Here is an 18612-nt window from a genome sequence, read left to right as displayed (position 1 = left end):
TTCTTTTCATCTCCAATCCTTTAAAAATAAACGGTACCGAAAAATATTGGTAAAGTCTCCGTACTAAATATATCCTATCATAGATGCAGAAAATAATCAACATGTGGCTGTATAAAGAAAATAGTGATTATTATGGAAAGAGAGATAAAGAAATCTGATAATTATAAAGAAAATACAATATAACACGGATGTTTTCATTGAGAATTTACAAAAGAACTGGAATAAATAGTACGGCGAAAGGAGTAATTGACTTTATATGTGAAAAATGCACAAATAAACCAAGAAATATTGTTAATTATACAAGAAATACACATTAAATGGCGAAAAAACGAGAAAGAATGTTGACAGATACGGCAAAGGGTGCTATCCTAAATCCAAGCTAAGAGCAGCAAAAAAGAGAGCTTATGGCAAGAAACACAGATGTTTCTGCAGAAAGCTTTTATTTTTTGAAATATTAGTTAGGTCACTGGACAAATAAAGAGAGGTAGAGAGATGAGAATAGGAGTGATTGGATGCGGCGGAATGGGAACGACTCATTACTTATCCCTGAAAGTCTTATCAGAAAAAGAGGATGATGTTGAGGTAGTTGCCCTGTCTGACTGCAGAAAAGAATTTCTGGACAAGGCGGCATCGTATTTTCCTGAAGCTTCCACGTATGAATACGGAATGGAACTGCTCGAAAAGGAACAGCTGGATATTGTACATATCTGTCTTCCAAGCTATCTGCATGCAGAACATGCAGTGAAGGCGCTGGAAAAGGGAATGAATGTACTGGTTGAAAAACCGGTATGTCTGACTGAAGAGGATTGCCAGATGCTTCTTGAAGCAGAAAAAAGATCCGGGAAGAAGGTTATGGTAGGCCAGGTAGTACGTTCCTTTGAGGAATATAAATATCTGAAGGAAGCTTACGACACAGAAAAATTTGGAAAGCTGAAATCTATTACTATGGAACGCATCAGCGGAGATGTGAAATGGGGATTTGAGGACTGGTTCCATAAGGAAGAAAAGAGTGGTTCTGTTGTGCTGGATCTTCACGTGCATGATCTTGATTTCCTGCGTTATATGCTGGGGGAGCCGGACAGCTTCCAGGTAAATGCCAGCAGATTTGAAAGTGGTATGATCAATCATATCATCACGAAGTATGAATTCGGAGATATTTTTGCTACAGCAGAAGGTATCTGGGATGAGTCACCGGCAATGAAGTTCCATGCAGCGTTCCGTGCACATTTTGAGGATGCTACGATAGAATTTAATGGTGCCCAGTCACCGAGCCTGACAGTATATAAGAAAGACGGAACTGTGGAGACGCCGGAACTTAAAGCTGAATATGAAGGCGAAAGTGATGTGGCGGGGATCAATGTTTCCAATCTGGGACCATATTATACAGAAATCAAATATTTCCAGGAATGCGTCAGAGAAGATAAACCTGTAGAGGTTGCTCCTCTGATCGAAGGAGTAAGATCCGTACAGCTTGGAATTAAAGAGTGGAATGCGGCAAAAGAGTACGTAGACGCACACGAAAGCAAATAATGAAATTTTCACTGAAGGCAGTGAGAAAAATAAAAAAGCTATTCAAAAGGAGGATATGCAAATGAAAAAAAGAGTGATTTCTATTCTGTTATCAGCAGCAATGATCTCATCAATGGTAGTTGCAGGAGGGGTAACTGCACATGCTGAGGAAAATGTAACACTGAATGTATTTGATGCACATGCTTATGGTCTGGATGAATATGACGAGATGGTAAAAGCCTTCGAGGAATCACATCCTGGTGTGACTGTTGATGTACAGCATGCGGCCAACGATTACGACACACTGCTTCAGTCCAGAGTAAACTCCGGTGATACACCGGATGTATTTGATGCTGAGGCCGGAACAAAAGCGAAAATGTACTATGATTACGCTTATGACTGGAGCAATGATACAGAGGTTCTGGACAAATTCAATGAGGACGCTGTAAACCTTGGAAAAGATGATGAGGGAAATGTAAAATCTCTTCCATGGACCTATGAGAACATGGGTCTGATCTACAACAAAGACTGCTTTGAGAAAGCTGGTATCGACAAGCTTCCGACAAACATGGATGAGCTGGAAGAGGCATGCAAGAAGCTGAAGGATGCAGGCATCACTCCGTTTGCGCTTGCTTCAAAGGAAACATGGGTGTTAGGACAGGTTGCAACACATTTCATGATCGACAAAGACAAAACAGCTGCTGAGACAGTAGATGCGATCAAATCCGGAGAGACATCATTTGCAGATATGCCTAACTGGGAGAACCTTTACAAGTTTCTTGATCTTGCTGTAGAGTATGGTCCGGACAAGCCGCTTGAGGTTGACTGGGAGACATCAGAGAATATGCTTGCAAACGGCGAAGCAGCTATGATCCATATGGGTGACTGGTGCCAGTCTACACTGGATTCCTTTAATCCGGATGCAAATCTTGCATTCCTTCCATTCCCGGTAGGCTCCGGTGAAGATGATGCAACTGTATTATCCTCCTGTAACTGGACTTATATTGTAAACAAAGATTCCAAGAATCTGGATCTTGCAAAAGAGTATTGTGAGTTTATCCTTACCTCCGAAGAAGGCCAGAAATGGATGGCAGAAGGTGTAGGCGCTGTTCCTGGTGCAAAGTCTGATATGAAAGTAACCGGCGCTCTTGCAAATGATGCTAAGACCTATATCGATGCTGGAAAGACAAACGGCTGGATCCACACAATTGCTCCTGGCAGCTACGCAGATGAGTGTGGTCCGTATCTCCAGTCCTACATGCTTGGAGATATGAGTGCAGATGAAGTAACACAGCTTTTCCAGGATTTCTGGACATCTGCAGAATAACAAGGAACTCCAGGAGCCGAAGAGAAACAGATTTGTTGATTTTGGGCTGACGGAATGTAACTGACAAAAGAGGGAGACAGGCAGCAGGTTTGCCTGTTTCCCCAATATAAACCAAAGAAAAATTGAATTTCTGGAGGGGATAGGATTGAAAAACAAAAAAACAAAGGATCTGGCAATTTTTGCATTGTTTGTCTTTCCGGCAGTTGCTTTTGTACTGTTTGCCACAGATATTCCATTTGTAATGAATCTGTACTATTCGGTATTTAATTGGAATGGAATCGGCAAGAACATGGAATTTGTAGGACTTGCCAACTATGTGAAAATTTTTACTGCTGACCCGCTTTTTTGGAAAGGTGTCAGATTTACTCTTAAATTTGCAGTATTTTATGTTGTTATCGTAAATATCGTTTCTCTCACAGTTGCTATCGTAATGGCACGTGAGAACAAAGTGAACAGTCTTGGACGTGCTTTTTATTATATTCCTTACATTATCAGTCTGACAGCGATCAGTCTGATCTGGAAATTTATCCTGGGACCTGGCTTTGAGGCTCTTTACAGTGTTACAGGATGGGAATTCTTTAACTGGAGCTGGCTTGGAACACCGAAGCTTGCTTTTTATGTAGTTGTTGTCATGGCAGTATGGCAGAATCTTGGTTTTTACATGGTCAATTATATCGCAGGAATCATTGCAGTTCCGGGGGAACTTCTGGAAGCGGCAAGAATCGACGGAGCAACATCTTTTCAGGTATTCCGCAAGATCACAATTCCGATGATCATGCCTGCAATCTCGATCTGTATGCTGACATCAATGACATTTGCGTTTAAATTATTCGATATTATCATGGTATTTACAAAGGGCGGACCTGCGAATTCAACTGTTTCCGTTGCATATAACATTTATAAGGAAGCTTTTGTTAACAGCAAATATGGTCTTGCTACTGCCAAATCTCTTGTATTTGTAGTGTTTGTTCTGATCATTACAGCAATTCAGATGAAGATTACCAAGAGTAAGGAGGTTGAGGCATAATGAAGAAGAAACCAAAGAACCTGCGGCAGGTGAATGCACTGACAATTATTATTTTTGTATGTGCGATATTCTGGCTGATGCCGCTGGTATTGATCTTTATAAACTCGTTTAAACCCTACAATGATATGCTGCAGGATTTCCTGGCTCTGCCCAAATCCTGGAGCCTGAAGATGTACATTGAGACCTGGACAAAATTCGGGTTCCCGTCTCTGATCTTTAACACATTGCTTTATACATTCTGTACGGTCATCCTGGTGGTGCTCATTGCGCCGATGGCAGCCTATAAGCTTGCAAGAACAAAAAACAGACTCAGCAAAGTATGCTTTGTTCTGATCATCATGCCAATGATGGTTCCGTTCCAGTCTTATATGATCACTTTGACAAGACTGGTTTCGAATGTGAAGCTGACAGGGACAAGAACCGGATATATTCTGGTAAGTGTAGGATTGTGTATGCCGTTGGCTGTATACATGATCCATGGATTTGTAAAAAATGTGCCTATCGATCTGGAAGAGTGTGCATGTATTGACGGTGCAGGTAAGATCCGTACCTATTTCAGCATTGTACTTCCGCTTCTGAAACCGATCCTTACTACGGTCGTTGTTTTGGATGCACTGGCAACCTGGAATGATATCATCACCAACCAGCTGATCGTTGGCGGAAACACAGTGGCAATGAATATCCAGAATGCACTGTACATGCAGTTTTCAGCACAGACAGCAGACTGGGAGCATGCGCTTCCTGGAATCGTAATGTCTATGATACCGAGTCTTATCTTCTTTGTTGTGATGCAGAAGCATATTGTAGGTGGTATTACTGCCGGCGCAGTAAAAGGCTGATCTTGGTGGTATAAGTAGTATAATATGAGATAATACTGGAAGGAGAACAGAACCTATGAAAGTTGGAGTTTTGATCGAATTTACAAGCAATACAGATATTGATGCAAAATTTGCTGAGTTGAAGGAAATGGGTGTGGACAGCTGCCAGCTGGTATGCTGGGATCGTCCAACACTTCACGATGATGCCATGGCAGAGGCTATCAATAAAGGACTGGAGAAATACGGGATCCACGCAACCGCATTCTGGTGCGGATGGGAAGGTCGCAGAGTCTGGGATTTCTATGAAGGACAGCTGACGCTTGGCCTGATTCCGTCTGATTACAGAGTTGAGAGACTGAAGATGCTTATGGAAGGTTCTGACTTTGCGAAAAAGATCCATGTGACAGACCTGGCAACACACGTTGGCTATATGCCGGAAAATCCATACGATCCGAAATACGAGGAAGTATTGGTTGCATGTAAGGCTATTGTGGAAAAATGCAAGGAAAACGGTCAGAACTTCCTGTTCGAAACAGGACAGGAAACTCCGGTAACATTAAAGCGTGCGATCCAGGATATTGAGAAAGCGGTCGGAAAAGGAAATGTGGGAATTAACCTTGATCCTGCAAACCTGATCATGTACGGAAAGGCAAATCCGGTAGATGCTCTGGAGGTTTTCGGTGAGTATGTTATGGGAATTCACGGAAAAGACGGAAAATATCCCACGGACGGACATCATCTGGGTGACGAAGTTCCTCTTGGTCAGGGAAAAGTAAATTATCCCGCATTTATTGCGAAGTTGAAAGAGATTGGTTATCAGGGAGATATTACCATTGAACGTGAGATTTCCGGTGAGGAACAGAAAAAAGATATCCGTATGGCCAAGGATCTTCTGGATAAACTGATCGCAGAATAAGAGCTGAGGAAAAAACTATGATTATTTATACAGGGAAAGATTATCAGGATGTGAGCAGAAAAGCAGCTAATATCATGTCTGCACAAATTATCATGAAACCGGATGCAGTTCTCGGGCTTGCCACGGGCTCCACACCGGTGGGCATGTATACACAGCTGTTAGAATGGTACAAAAAAGGAGATCTGGATTTTTCCAGGGTGACAAGCGTGAATTTGGATGAGTACAAGGGACTTTCCGGCGACAATGACCAGAGCTATCGCTATTTTATGGATCAGAATCTCTTTAACCATGTAAATATTGACAAAGCACGGACCTTTGTGCCTGACGGACTGGAAGAGGATAGCGATAAGGCATGTGCACAGTATAACGAAATCATCCGGCAAACCGGAGGTGTGGATATGCAGCTGCTTGGTATCGGCGGGAACGGACACATCGGCTTCAATGAACCAGGAGATGCCTTTGAAAAAGAAACCCATTGTGTGGATCTGACAGAAAGTACCATCAGAGCCAATTCAAGGTTTTTTGAAAGCATGGATGAGGTCCCGAAACAGGCCTACACTATGGGAATCGGGAATATCATGGCTGCAAAAAAGATCCTTCTTGTGGCAACGGGAACATCCAAGGCAGAAGCCCTGTATAATTCCCTGTACGGACCGATCACACCGAGGGTTCCGGCATCTATCCTGCAGCTTCACCCGGATCTTACGGTTGTGGCAGATGAAGATGCACTGAGTATGATCCGCAAAAAAATAAAATAAAAATCCGGAATACAACTGCCGGATCAAAAAAGGATGGCTTCCGATTCCTGCCTGTGCAGGAACGGAGAGCCATCCTTTTTCTTTTTGCTGCTCAGTGGATTTCTTCACCGGCAGTTTTCTGTGCGGTTTTTATTTCGTTGTAACAGTATTTGATGATAGATTTTCTGGTTATGATCCCGATGAAGGAACCCTGGTCATCTACCACCGGCACGAAGTTCTGATTAATGGCGCGATCCAGGAGGTCTTCCATATTAGAAGCTGCATGGACTGGTTTGTAGGTGGCACGGCGTGGGAGCGCCATGATCGGGATTCCCTCTGTTTCCTTGATGTCGTGAATATCTGCACGGCGCATGCCCCAGAGGAGATCTCCCTCTGAGATAGTGCCGAGATATTTGCCGTCCATGGTGAGGATAGGAATGCAGGAGTACTTGCGGTGCTCCATTTTTTCGAGGGTCTGGCGAAGAGTTTCATCCTCAAAGATGTAGGCTACTTCGCTTTTGGGAATCAGAAAAAACAGAATGTTCACGTTATTACCTCATTTCCGCAAAAATTATAAATAAATCTGTAAGCTGTTTTTAGAGAAGCTGAAGTCCGTGTGTCTCTGCAACATCTGTGATCTCCTTCGGCCAGAGAGAGACATGTACTTCTCCGATGTGTGCTTTACGAAGGAAGAACATACAGATCCTGGACTGTCCGATACCACCGCCGATGGTGTACGGAAGCTCTTTGTTCAGGATAGCCTTCTGGAATGGAAGTTCTCTTCGGTCATCACAGCCTGCTTCGGTGAGCTGGCGGTCAAGTGCGTCCTCGTCAACACGGATTCCCATTGAGGAAAGCTCAAGGGCAATGTCAAGTACCGGATAGTACACGAGGATATCACCGTTCAGTTCCCAGTCATCATAGTCCGGAGCACGTCCGTCGTGGCGTTCGCCGTTGGTGAGGGTTTTGCCGACTTTCATAAGGAAGACAGCGCCCTTTTCACGGGTGATTCGATATTCACGTTCCTTCGGTGTGCAGTCCGGATACATGTCAAGAAGCTCCTGAGTTGTGATAAAGAAGATATCCTTTGGAAGGATCTCCTCGATGTAGTCATACTGTACAGCCATGTATTTCTCGGTTTTACGAAGGACACTGTAAATGGTGCGTACGGTTTCCTTGAGAGTCTCAATGGAACGCTCTTCTTTTGAGATGATCTTTTCCCAGTCCCACTGGTCTACGTAAACGGAGTGGATATTGTCCAGATCTTCATCCCGGCGGATGGCTACCATATCTGTGTAAAGACCTTCTCCGTGAGAAAATCCGTATTTTTTCAGTGCGTAGCGTTTCCATTTGGCAAGGGAGTGTACGATCTCGGCGTTGCTTCCTTCGATAGCCTTGATATCAAAGCTTACCGGGCGCTCTACACCATTAAGGTTGTCGTTAAGGCCGGATTCCGGTGCTACAAATGTTGGAGCGGATACTCGAAGAAGGTTCAGCTTCTGGGAGAGTGTCTGCTGGAAGAAATCTTTTACTGTTTTGATCGCAATCTGTGTGTCATGGAGGTTCAGGTCTGCATGATAGGTTGCGGGGATTGTGATTGTATTCATTATCGGCTCCTCCTGATGATTTTTAGGCTTATTGCTCTGTGGGGTATTATAGCAGAAAATGGGTGGAGTGGCAATATAATGAGAGGGGAAGTCTTTTGAGGTATCGTAGAAAAATACTGGGTATTAAATGCCTGGTGTGATATACTGAAAAAAATGCTTATGTTTACGACGGAAATATAAATATCCGTTTTGACGGATAGAATGGAGGGAGCTTATGGCAGGTCAAAGGTGTCAGGTTTGTGGGGGTAAGGTTGTAAATGGCAGGTGTTCATTATGCGGGATGCCTTACAGAAATGATGAGGCGTTATATCATCTGAATGAGCCCCGGGAGATACATTATAAACATGCTTCCGCCAAAGTGCGGGATATGATGCGGCAGTATGGACAGGATGCTGATCAAACAACACAACGTAACGGAAACGTAAACCGGAATACGAACGTAAACCGGAATACGAACGCAAACCGGAATACGAACGCAAACCGGAATACGAACGCAAACCGGAATACAAACATAAACCGGAATACAAATGCAAGCCGCAATACCGATTTGAATCGGAATCTAACCGGAAGCCGGAATACAGGTGCAGCAGCCGGACGTAAGACTGCAGCGGCGGTTAATACCAGGAATAAAACAACGGTGGGCAGAAATCGTGCAGAAGTTTTAGATCAGGGAAAAAAACAGCAAAAAAAAGAGCAGAAAAGCAGCGGGGCAGGCTGGATCATATGGTTTATAGTGACACTGGCCATTCTGCTTCCGAAATTATGGGATTTTCTTGCAGACTGGATCGGAACGAATTTGTGAGAATATTTCTGCAGTGAGATCAGGCAGTGCTAAGTGTCTGTATTTTCGTGTATACAGAAATATCCCTTTTCTTTTCTTCTCAGCTGTGTTATACTCATGCCTAGCACAACATATAGATGAAAAACAATATATAGAGGACATAGGTACTATATATAGTATTTTAGCATAGCGGCTTATATATAGCACAGGGAGGGATGAGCAATGTTATATGTGATCAAAAAAGATGGGACAAGAGAGGAGTTTAATCCGCAGAAGATCGTGGCTGCCGTGAACAAATCCGCAGAGCGTATTCTTTATACTTTTTCAGACGAGGAGAAGGATTTTATCTGCCGTTTTGCCCAGGAGCATGCGGATTCCCTTGGAAAGAATGAGATCGAGATCCAGGAGATGCATAACATCGTGGAGGGGGCTCTGGAGCGTGTGAATCCGGCAGTTGCCAAGAGCTACCGTGATTATCGGAATTACAAGCTGGATTTTATCCATATGATGGATGATGTCTATACCAAGAGTCAGGCAATCCGTTATATCGGTGATAAAAGTAATGCCAATACAGACAGTGCCCTTGTTGCCACGAAACGAAGTTTGATCTTTAATGAGCTGAACAAGGAACTCTACCGGAAGTTTTTTATGAACCGTAATGAGCTTCAGGCATGTAAGGACGGCTACATTTATATTCATGACCAGTCTGCACGTCTGGATACCATGAATTGCTGTCTGTTCGATGTGGCAGCTGTTTTAAGTGGTGGTTTTGAGATGGGCAATGTCTGGTATAACGAGCCGAAGACTCTGGATACAGCCTTTGATGTTATGGGGGATATCATTCTCAGTACAGCAGCACAGCAGTATGGTGGCTTTACAGTGCCGGAGGTTGATAAGATCCTGGCACCGTATGCAAAGAAAAGCTATGATAAATATATTTCCGAATTTATGAAATACTCGGATGAGAGCTGGAGTGGCCGCGAGGAGCGAGCTATTGAATATGCTCTTGATAAGGTCCGCAGGGATTATGACCAGGGATGGCAGGGAATTGAGTACAAGCTGAATACCGTCGGTTCTTCCAGAGGAGATTATCCGTTTGTTACGGTGACACTTGGTCTCGGAACCGAGCAGTTTGAGAAGATGTGCACGATTTCCCTTCTTGAGGTCCATCAGGGAGGACAGGGGAAGGCCGGACATAAGAAACCGGTACTTTTCCCGAAAATCGTATTCCTTTATGACAAGGAGATCCATGGTCCCGGAAAGTGCTGTGAGGATATTTTTGAGGCTGGTGTGGAGTGTTCCTCCAAGACCATGTATCCGGACTGGCTGTCTATGTCCGGTGCGGGATACATTTCCAGTATGTACAGGAAATACAAGAAGGTCATCAGCCCGATGGGATGCCGTGCTTTCTTAAGTCCGTGGTATGAGCGTGGCGGTATGGAGCCGGCGGATGAGAATGATACGCCTGTTTTTGTGGGACGTTTTAACATTGGTGCGGTAAGTCTTCATCTTCCGATGATACTTGCCAAGGCCAGAGCAGAGAGCAGAGATTTCTATGAGGTTCTGGATTTCTATCTGGAAATGATCCGTAACCTGCATATCCGCACTTACGAATATCTGGGACAGATGCGTGCATCCACCAACCCGCTTGCATACTGTGAAGGCGGTTTCTACGGCGGACATCTGAAACCGAATGAAAAGATTGGCAAGATCCTGAAGCCTATGACAGCTTCCTTCGGTATCACAGCGTTAAATGAGCTTCAGGAACTTTACAATGGCAAATCCATTGCCGAGGATGGGGCGTTTGCTCTGGAGGTCCTGAAATATATCAATGACAAGGTAAATCAGTACAAGAAGGAAGATGGTTATCTTTATGCGATCTACGGAACACCGGCAGAGAGTCTTTGTGGCCTGCAGGTAGAGCAGTTCCGTAAGATGTATGGAATCATTGAGGGCGTTTCTGACAGACCATATGTGAGCAACAGCTTCCACTGCCATGTAACAGAGGATGTAACTCCGATCGAGAAACAGGATCTGGAGGGACGTTTCTGGGAACTCTGCAATGGAGGTAAGATTCAGTATGTACGTTATCCGATCGGCTACAATAAGGAAGCTATCCGTACACTGATCCGCAGAGCCATGGATCTGGGATATTATGAGGGAGTGAACCTTTCTCTTGCATACTGTGACGATTGTGGTCATGAGGAACTGGAGATGGATGTATGCCCTGTCTGCGGTTCTAGAAACCTGACCAAGATCGACCGTATGAACGGATATCTTTCCTACAGCCGTGTCCATGGAGATACCCGCCTGAATGAGGCGAAGATGGCTGAGATCGCTGAGCGAAAATCTATGTAAATACTGGCTGCCCGATCAACTGTGGAACAGTGATCGGACAGCCAGACAGTATAAAAATATCCCGCAGAGCTGCCGGTAAGACCAGCAGCCGTCTGCGGGATATTTTTATGTAAAGTGAAGTTTTATAGTTCACTTTGTATTCTGAGTCCGTAAAATGATCATTTAATGATAGTTCCGGTTTTCTCACGGTAGCCGTCTTTTGCATGGGCCATGTCTGTGATGATGGTACGGCGTCCGGTTCCCTTCTCCACGAAGGAAACACCTGCTTCGATCTTAGGAAGCATGGAGCCTGCCGCAAACTGTTTGCCGGCAATATATTTCTTGGCATCTTCTGTGGAAATAGTATCCAGATAAGATTCGTGATCCGTATTATGGTCAAGGCTTACTTTCTCGACGCTTGTAAGGATCATCAGAGTGTCAGCGTTCAGTTCTTCTGCAAGAAGTCCTGCTGCCAGGTCTTTCTCGATGATGGCGCTGGCACCATTCAGCTGAGTTCCCTGCTCAAGAACCGGGATTCCGCCACCGCCTGCAGCAATGACGATCTGCTCTGCTGCAGAGAGGACCTTTACGGTTTCAATCTCTACGATCTTCTGTGGCTTCGGTGCTGCAAGGATACGTCTGTACTGGCCCTCGCCCACCTTTGTGACAAAGTTTCCTTTTTCTTCTTCAGCTTCGGCCTCTTCTGCGTTAAGAACACGTCCAATGATCTTCTCCGGCTCTGCAAATGCTTCATCGTATGGATCGATGACAACCTGTGTCAGAACTGTGCTGACCGGTTTGTAGATCCCTCTGGAGATAAGCTCGGCACGGATGGCGTTCTGAAGGTCATAGCCGATATAACCCTGGCTCATGGCGGAACATACGGACATTGGTGCAAATGTATAATCAGGATGTGCCTTACCGAATTCATTCATTGCGGTGTGGATCATCCCTACCTGCGGACCGTTGCTGTGGGAGATCACTACGCGGGTTCCCTCCTCTACCAGATCTGCGATTACCTTCGCTGCGAGTTTTGTAGCTGTTTTTTGCTCTGGAAGTGTGGTGCCAAGTGCCCGGTGGCCTAATGCAACTACTACGGTTTTTTCGCTCATAGGAAATACCTCGTTTCTCTTAAAAATTGGAATGAAATCAGTTACTGTATTCAGTAACGAGTACATCGAAAACGATGCACGAGTATTATATTTTATTATAAAAGACCTATGTGGGAAATGCAATAGAAAATCGAGTGTTTTCCGAGACAGGAAAAACCGCCTGATCCAGTCAGACGGTTTGATTCCTACTATTTTTTGAGGGGGGAGATAGAGAGTGGTTTTTCATCTATCCAACACCTATTATATAGAGAAAATATGTTTAAAATATGTCGTTAATCTAAAAGAAATGGAAAATTTATAAAGAAAGTTTAAACAAACTTTATAATTTTTATATCCGGTTGCACATGGTCTGGGAATGTGATACATTGAAAAAGTCTTGATCCTGCATTCTGCGGGATCTGTTCACGCATCGTTTCGATGCAGAAATCCATTTTATTTTATCGAAAAAACACTGATCATGCACCATTTGCCGGGGAGGGATGCCTTTGTCTGTGGAAAAGTAAGTTTCTGTAAAAAAAACATGTGTATAAGAAATGCCAGATCAGGCAGAAATGAGGAAGAGCCATGAAAAACAGAATATGGAAACAGATGAAGAAAGTCGGAATTGTGACAGTGCTGACAGGAGTCATGCTGGGAGGAACAATAGAACCGAAGCTGATCCTGGGAGCAGATTTTTTGCCGGGACAGGCACCGTTTATCGATCAGAGTGTGTTCTGGAAAAACATAGAATCCGGACAGGCGGAGCTTGGGATCCGGATTCGCGGCCTGAATGAATGGCTGTCCGGGAGAAGGTTTTCGGAGGATAAGGAGAAAAATGAGAAGTGGGACGATGAACTTCAGAAGATTGAAGATCCATCGGTGGAGCAGGAAGAAGAGATAGAACCGGAGCTGCCGGAGGATGACTTGCAGCAGGAAGAAGAGCCAGAACAGGAGCTGCCGGAGGATGACTTGCAGCAGGAAGAAGAGCCAGAACAGGAACTTCCAAAGGATGAGGATGACTTGCAGCAGGAAGAGAAGGCAGAACAGGAATTGCCGGTGGATAAGGTTGTGGAAGGAATCGGAATAGAAATGGAGGAAGGATATGAGCACGTGGAGCAGCTGGCATCCGGGGAAACAGTACAGCCGGAGGATGAAGAGCAGGAGAAAACGGGTCCGCTCACACCGGAAGGAACGTCGACCGGAGGGGAAAATGTAGGGAATGAAGAGGAAGATGAGTCTGAGGAGACGCAAAAGCTGACGCTGGTCACGTATATTTCGGAGTATTTTGTTCCGGAAACGGATTCTGTCCCGAAAAATATGGCTGCACAGCAGATTTCTGTAAGGAGCCAGAGCGGTGAAGCTACAGAGATCACAAAGCTGGAAAGCGTGCTGAACGTGGAGCAGAACGGGCAGGATGAGATCTTTTTCCGTATCCCGCTGATCCTGCGGCAGGAATACCGTTTTCCGGCAGAGAAAAGCAGTTATCCTGTGACTCAGGAGGAACCGCTTCAGAAGGACTGTACCGGTGCGGGAACCTTTCTCATGACAGAAGAAAACGGGGAAGAGCTGGTGATCGCAGAGGGGATCTCGCCTATGCTGGACGTGGAGGCTGCTGAGGCTGATATGGAATTGTCGGTAATTGCACAGAATGAAAAAATGAAAGCAGGGCAGACCATCCGTTATCAGGTGGAGATCGCTAATACCGGAAAACTGGATCTTGCAGATATCCGTCTATTCAGCAGCCTTTCCTGCCCTAAGATCCGGCAGATGTGGGAAGATGCAGAAGGCCTTCTGACAGAAGGGGCAGTGGCGGAATTTGCGGAATTAAAAGCCGGAGAGAGCAGGAGCTTTTATGTACAGGCGCCGCTTCTGGATGAACAGGAAAAAGATCTGGAGCACCAGGTGGAAGCAGAGGCCAGGGTAAAGGGCAGAGCAGCGGAGGTGATCCGGAAGAACGCCACCACTATAAATAGTCTGGAGGCACTGAAGGCGGATCTTTCTGTAAAGAAAACTGCAGACAAAGAAACCGCTGCACCGGGTGAGACTGTGACCTATCAGATCTGTATCGTGAATACTGGTGAAAAAACGCTTCATTCGGTTGTGGGAACGGAGCGCTTTCAGGCGGCTGGGATCCATGCACAGTTTCTGGAGCAGGAAGGTGTAACGCTCAACAGCAGCCGTACAAAGGCAATGATCCAACAGATCCCGCCGGGAGAGGCAGTTTCTCTTCAGGCCGTGGTGAAGATCCCGGAAAGAACAGCGGATCAGAAGCTTTTTAACCAGGTGACGGTCACAAGCCAGGAAACTGGAGAGCGATCGATGGAGGCCTCCGCTTCTGTCATAGTAAAAGGAAAGGTAACCGTTACGCCGGAAGAAAGGCTTTTTCTGCAAAGTGATGATCAGGATCCGGCTTCCGGTCAGACACAGATGGCAAGAGCAGCGTCTACACATCCGAAGACAGAAGATGATACCAGGAGGGATTTGTGGACGCTTCTGGCAGTGACAGCTTTGGTGACTGTGCTGGGCGGTATCTGGCTCCGGAAAAAATATGCGGATATTTATGAGAAAAGCTGATGTTACTGAGAACGGAGTGAACGGTAACAAGCTGACATTTTACAAGGCGGCCGTGCCTCAAAGAAACGTTGAAAACAGGGGGGAGGTGTGCTATTCTATATGGTATGTACAGAAAACAAAAATAGTATATTTCCCGCCTCCGGTGTGCTGCCCGTCAGAACGGAAAAAGGGAAAATGGAGGAGAAAAATGAATCTTTTATCCTTATTGGAACATCTTGAATACAAATGCCTTCAGGGAAGTACAGAGCAGGAGGTTTCTTCTGTTGTATATGATTCCCGCAAAGTAGAAGAAGGGAGCCTTTTTATCTGCATCAGAGGTGCGGTCGTGGATGGACATAAATTTATACCTGATGTTGTGGCAAAGGGTGCGAAGACACTAATCGTGGAAGAAGCGGTGGAGGCACCGGAGGATGTGACAGTGATCCAGGTAGAGGATACCCGTTACGCCATGGCCTTTATTTCAGCAGCATGGTTCGGACATCCGGCAGAAAAGCTCAAAACCATCGGTATCACCGGAACCAAAGGAAAAACAACTACAACCTATATGGTGAAATCAATCCTTGAGAATGCCGGATATAAGGTTGGTCTGATCGGAACCATCGAGGCTGTTATCGGGGAGAAGCATATCCCGGCAGCCAACACGACACCGGAATCCTATATGGTACAGAAATATTTTCATGATATGGTAGAAGCAGGCTGCGATGCGGTCGTTATGGAGGTTTCCTCACAGGGACTGATGCTTCACAGGACCCAGGGATTTGTGTTTGATTTTGGAATTTTCACAAATATTGAACCAGATCATATCGGACCGAATGAGCACAAGGACTTTGATGATTATCTGCACTGCAAATCCATGCTTCTCAGACAGTGTAAGGTTGGTATCGTAAATCGTGACGATGAACACTTTGACCGCATTATCGAAGGCCATACCTGTAAACTTGAAACCTATGGATTTTCCGAAAAAGCAGATCTCCGTGCAGAGGATGCCAGACTCGTTGGAAGAAAGGGCTATCTGGGAATTTCCTATCATGTTAAGGGACTTATGGATTTTCCTGTGGAGATCGATATTCCAGGTAAGTTCAGCATTTACAATTCTCTGACTGCCATTGCCATCTGCCGTCATTTTAAAGTATCCGAGGAGAATATCATCAAAGCTCTGAAGGTGGCCAGGGTCAAAGGCCGTATTGAGATGATCAAGGTATCTGACGAATTCACACTGATGATCGATTACGCACATAATGCCATGGCGCTGGAGAGCCTTCTCGGAACACTGAAGGAATATGATCCGCACAGACTGGTATGCCTGTTTGGCTGTGGCGGAAACCGTTCCAAGCTGCGCCGTTATGAGATGGGTGAGGTTTCAGGAAAGATGGCAGATCTGACCATCATTACTTCAGATAATCCGCGAGATGAGGATCCACAGGCCATCATCGATGATATCAAGATCGGAATGGCAAAAACAGATGGAAAATATGTAGAGATCCCGGATCGTAAAGAGGCGATCGCCTACGCGATCCATCATGGTGAGCCGGGAGATATCATCGTCCTTGCCGGAAAGGGCCATGAGGATTATCAGGAGATCAAGGGTAAGAAATATCCCATGGATGAGCGTGTACTGATCCGGGAGATCCTGGAAGAAGATCAGAAAGCGTAAATGGATGATCTATGCAGATGTGATCATTGATATTTCTCATGAAAAGCTGGACCGGGATTTTCAGTATCGTGTACCTGAGGAGCTGGTGCAGGCAATAAAACCCGGAGTTGTGGTCACAGTGCCCTTCGGAAAGGGAAATACCCTTCGGAAAGGCTATGTGACCGGGATCTCCGGAACGGCAAAATATGATGCGTCAAAGCTCAAGGAGATCCGGGGAGTGTCCACAGACAGTGAGACAACAGAATCCCGGCTGATCGCACTTGCGGCCTGGATGAAGGAGACCTATGGCTCCACCATGATCCAGGCACTGAAAACAGTTCTGCCTGTAAAAGACAAGGTCCGTGCAAAAGAGAAAAGACTGATCCTTTTTACAGGGAAAAAGGAAGAGGGGCAGGCACTTCTTGGCAAGCTGGAAGGCAGCCGCTTTAAAGCACGTGAGCGGTTCCTTCGGGCAATCCTGGAGGCCGGGAGCCTGGATTATACCTATGCCTCCAAAGAGCTTGGGGCAGGCATTTCCGTTCTTGATTTTTTTGAAAAAAAAGGTCTGATAACTATTGAAAGTCAGGAAATGTATCGCATTCCCGAGGGGCTCGGCCTGGTGAAGGAGAACATGGAACTGAGTCTGAACCAGGAACAGCTCTTGGCGGCAGAGCAGATTTTTCGGGAATGGCAGGAGCCGGACCCAAGGCCTGCACTTCTTTTCGGAGTGACCGGAAGCGGAAAGACCCAGGTTTATATGCGCCTGATCCAGAAGGTACTGGAGGAGGGAAAACAGGCAATCGTGCTGATCCCTGAGATCGCGCTTACTTATCAGACAGTCAGGCGCTTTTATGCCATGTTCGGAGATAAGGTTTCGGTTCTGAACTCCAGACTTTCCCAGGGAGAACGTTATGATCAGTTCAAAAGAGCAAAACGTGGTGAGATCCAGGTGATGGTAGGACCCAGATCCGCACTGTTCACACCGTTTTCAGATCTGGGACTGATCGTTATCGACGAAGAGCATGAACTCACCTACAAAAGTGAGAATACGCCAAGGTACCATGCACGTGAGACTGCCATTGAGAGGGCACGAATGGAACATGCCCGTGTGGTCATGGGATCAGCCACTCCGTCATTGGAAGCCTACAGTCATGCCTGTGACGGAGAATATCTTCTGGTAAAGTTAAATGCACGTTATGAGGAAAGGCCTCTTCCACAGGTATCAATCGTGGATCTTCGGGAAGAATTAAAGAAAGGAAACCGCTCGGTACTGAGTCTGGAGCTGAAGAGGGATCTGGAGCAGGTCCTTGAAAGAAGAGAACAGGCCATGCTGTTTCTGAACCGGAGAGGATATGCGGGCTTTGTTTCCTGCAGAGCCTGCGGTCACGTTATGAAATGTCCCCACTGTGATGTATCTCTAAGTGAACACAATGGCAATCGTCTGATTTGTCATTACTGCGGCTATGAGACTGTGAAACCGGAAATCTGTCCGTCCTGTGGTTCACCGCACATTGGTGGATTTAAGGCAGGAACCCAGCAGATCGAGAAGGTCATTGAAAAAGAATTCCCGAAAGCCAGGGTACTTCGAATGGATTTTGATACCACAAGGACCAAGGACAGCTATGAGAAGATCCTGGCTTCTTTTGCAAAGCATGAGGCAGATATTCTGGTGGGGACCCAGATGATCGTCAAGGGACATGATTTTCCGAATGTGACCCTGGTAGGAGTGATCGCAGCAGATCTTTCGCTGAATATGGATGACTATCACTGCGGGGAGCGTACATTCCAGCTTCTGACTCAGGCAGTTGGACGTTCCGGCAGAGGGAATCGGCCGGGGCAGGCGGTGATCCAGACATATCAGCCGGAGCATTACAGTATCCAGGCTGCGGCTATTCAGGATTATGAGAAATTTTATAAAGAAGAAATGGGGTATCGGATGCTTCTGGACTATCCGCCGGCAGCCCATATGATGACTGTTTTTGGCGCCTGCCAGGATGAAGAACTTCTGAAAAATGCCATGTATTATATAGAAGTTTTTATCCGCAGGGTAAGTCCGAAGGAAGAGCTTCACATGATCGGACCTGCAGCTGCATCGGTAGGTAAGGTAAAGGATGTTTATCGTCAGGTGATCCATCTGAAGCACAGGGATATCTGTTTTCTCACAGCAGTCAGAGAGAAGCTGGAGAAATATATAGAGATAAATTCCGGATTCCGGAAAATATACATTCAATTTGATATGAATTAAAGGAGAAGAA

At 45.7% G+C, this 18612-nt stretch carries 14 protein-coding genes; 11 read left to right on the top strand and 3 right to left on the bottom strand.

Translation table 11 applies throughout. The features are described from left to right. Positions 1-492 precede the first annotated feature (492 nt). The 6 genes from DWW77_RS04850 (at position 493) to nagB (ending at position 6355) form a co-directional block, all read left to right on the top strand. Positions 493-1530: a Gfo/Idh/MocA family protein gene (locus DWW77_RS04850; protein WP_118608145.1), complete on the top strand. Its 1038-nt coding sequence runs from the start codon at positions 493-495 to the stop codon at positions 1528-1530. A 61-nt stretch (positions 1531-1591) separates the two neighbouring features. Further along, a complete protein-coding gene (locus DWW77_RS04845; protein ID WP_227752237.1) occupies positions 1592-2836 on the top strand; it encodes an ABC transporter substrate-binding protein in 1245 nt (414 codons plus the stop codon). 145 nt (positions 2837-2981) lie between these two features. Continuing rightward, a complete protein-coding gene (locus tag DWW77_RS04840; RefSeq protein WP_173739739.1) occupies positions 2982-3863 on the top strand; it encodes a carbohydrate ABC transporter permease in 882 nt (293 codons plus the stop codon). Further along, positions 3863-4702, top strand: a complete 840-nt coding sequence (locus DWW77_RS04835) for a carbohydrate ABC transporter permease (protein ID WP_118512572.1) — start codon at positions 3863-3865, stop codon at positions 4700-4702. The genes DWW77_RS04840 and DWW77_RS04835 overlap by 1 nt, the downstream gene beginning before the upstream one ends. Before the next feature lie 55 nt (positions 4703-4757). Beyond that, the gene (locus tag DWW77_RS04830) at positions 4758-5597 is read left to right on the top strand and encodes a sugar phosphate isomerase/epimerase family protein (protein ID WP_118608144.1); all 840 of its coding nucleotides are present in this window, start codon (positions 4758-4760) and stop codon (positions 5595-5597) included. A gap of 17 nt (positions 5598-5614) precedes the next feature. Next, complete coding sequence (gene nagB / locus DWW77_RS04825; RefSeq protein ID WP_118608143.1) at positions 5615-6355, top strand: glucosamine-6-phosphate deaminase; 741 nt, start codon at positions 5615-5617, stop codon at positions 6353-6355. Positions 6356-6446: 91 nt separating this feature from the next. Here the strand turns inward: nagB and DWW77_RS04820 are convergent, their stop codons facing one another. Both DWW77_RS04820 and asnA read right to left on the bottom strand, forming a co-directional pair. Beyond that, positions 6447-6881 (bottom strand): CBS domain-containing protein, encoded by a 435-nt coding sequence (locus DWW77_RS04820; RefSeq protein ID WP_118608142.1) that lies wholly within the window; start codon positions 6879-6881, stop codon positions 6447-6449. A gap of 49 nt (positions 6882-6930) precedes the next feature. Beyond that, complete coding sequence (asnA, locus tag DWW77_RS04815) at positions 6931-7941, bottom strand: aspartate--ammonia ligase (protein ID WP_118608141.1); 1011 nt, start codon at positions 7939-7941, stop codon at positions 6931-6933. A gap of 214 nt (positions 7942-8155) precedes the next feature. Here asnA and DWW77_RS04810 point away from each other — a divergent pair, with 214 nt between their 5' ends. After that, the gene (locus DWW77_RS04810; RefSeq protein ID WP_147419582.1) at positions 8156-8743 is read left to right on the top strand and encodes a hypothetical protein; all 588 of its coding nucleotides are present in this window, start codon (positions 8156-8158) and stop codon (positions 8741-8743) included. 201 nt (positions 8744-8944) lie between these two features. Then, a complete protein-coding gene (gene nrdD, locus DWW77_RS04805; protein WP_015526126.1) occupies positions 8945-11080 on the top strand; it encodes an anaerobic ribonucleoside-triphosphate reductase in 2136 nt (711 codons plus the stop codon). 158 nt (positions 11081-11238) lie between these two features. On the opposite strand, the gene arcC is transcribed toward nrdD, so the two are convergent. Beyond that, positions 11239-12171: a carbamate kinase gene (gene arcC / locus DWW77_RS04800; protein WP_015526125.1), complete on the bottom strand. Its 933-nt coding sequence runs from the start codon at positions 12169-12171 to the stop codon at positions 11239-11241. A 564-nt stretch (positions 12172-12735) separates the two neighbouring features. Here arcC and DWW77_RS04795 point away from each other — a divergent pair. From DWW77_RS04795 to priA, 3 genes are all read left to right on the top strand, one after another. After that, the gene (locus DWW77_RS04795; RefSeq protein WP_118608139.1) at positions 12736-14724 is read left to right on the top strand and encodes a CLIPPER-2 domain-containing protein; all 1989 of its coding nucleotides are present in this window, start codon (positions 12736-12738) and stop codon (positions 14722-14724) included. A 187-nt stretch (positions 14725-14911) separates the two neighbouring features. Further along, entirely contained in the window at positions 14912-16378 is a 1467-nt protein-coding gene (locus DWW77_RS04790; protein ID WP_044961562.1) for a UDP-N-acetylmuramoyl-L-alanyl-D-glutamate--2,6-diaminopimelate ligase, read from the top strand. A gap of 4 nt (positions 16379-16382) precedes the next feature. After that, positions 16383-18602 carry a replication restart helicase PriA gene (priA, locus tag DWW77_RS04785; RefSeq protein WP_118608138.1) on the top strand — a complete coding sequence of 740 codons (2220 nt, stop codon included), beginning with the start codon at positions 16383-16385 and terminating at the stop codon, positions 18600-18602. Positions 18603-18612 lie beyond the last annotated feature (10 nt).

Source organism: Ruminococcus sp. AF17-12 (assembly GCF_003479245.1).
Classification (GTDB): domain Bacteria; phylum Bacillota; class Clostridia; order Lachnospirales; family Lachnospiraceae; genus Blautia_A; species Blautia_A fusiformis.
The sequence above is the reverse complement of the archived record's forward strand: the minus strand, read 5'-3'. Positions and strand labels throughout refer to the sequence as shown.

Coding starts and splice junctions, on each gene's coding strand:
- DWW77_RS04850 (WP_118608145.1), top strand. CDS start 493: ATGAGAATAGGAGTGATTGGATGCGGCGGAATGGGAACGACTCATTAC.
- DWW77_RS04810 (WP_147419582.1), top strand. CDS start 8,156: ATGGCAGGTCAAAGGTGTCAGGTTTGTGGGGGTAAGGTTGTAAATGGC.
- arcC (WP_015526125.1), bottom strand. CDS start 12,171: ATGAGCGAAAAAACCGTAGTAGTTGCATTAGGCCACCGGGCACTTGGC.
- priA (WP_118608138.1), top strand. CDS start 16,383: ATGATCTATGCAGATGTGATCATTGATATTTCTCATGAAAAGCTGGAC.
- DWW77_RS04835 (WP_118512572.1), top strand. CDS start 3,863: ATGAAGAAGAAACCAAAGAACCTGCGGCAGGTGAATGCACTGACAATT.
- DWW77_RS04830 (WP_118608144.1), top strand. CDS start 4,758: ATGAAAGTTGGAGTTTTGATCGAATTTACAAGCAATACAGATATTGAT.
- DWW77_RS04795 (WP_118608139.1), top strand. CDS start 12,736: ATGAAAAACAGAATATGGAAACAGATGAAGAAAGTCGGAATTGTGACA.
- DWW77_RS04845 (WP_227752237.1), top strand. CDS start 1,592: ATGAAAAAAAGAGTGATTTCTATTCTGTTATCAGCAGCAATGATCTCA.
- DWW77_RS04790 (WP_044961562.1), top strand. CDS start 14,912: ATGAATCTTTTATCCTTATTGGAACATCTTGAATACAAATGCCTTCAG.
- nrdD (WP_015526126.1), top strand. CDS start 8,945: ATGTTATATGTGATCAAAAAAGATGGGACAAGAGAGGAGTTTAATCCG.
- nagB (WP_118608143.1), top strand. CDS start 5,615: ATGATTATTTATACAGGGAAAGATTATCAGGATGTGAGCAGAAAAGCA.
- asnA (WP_118608141.1), bottom strand. CDS start 7,941: ATGAATACAATCACAATCCCCGCAACCTATCATGCAGACCTGAACCTC.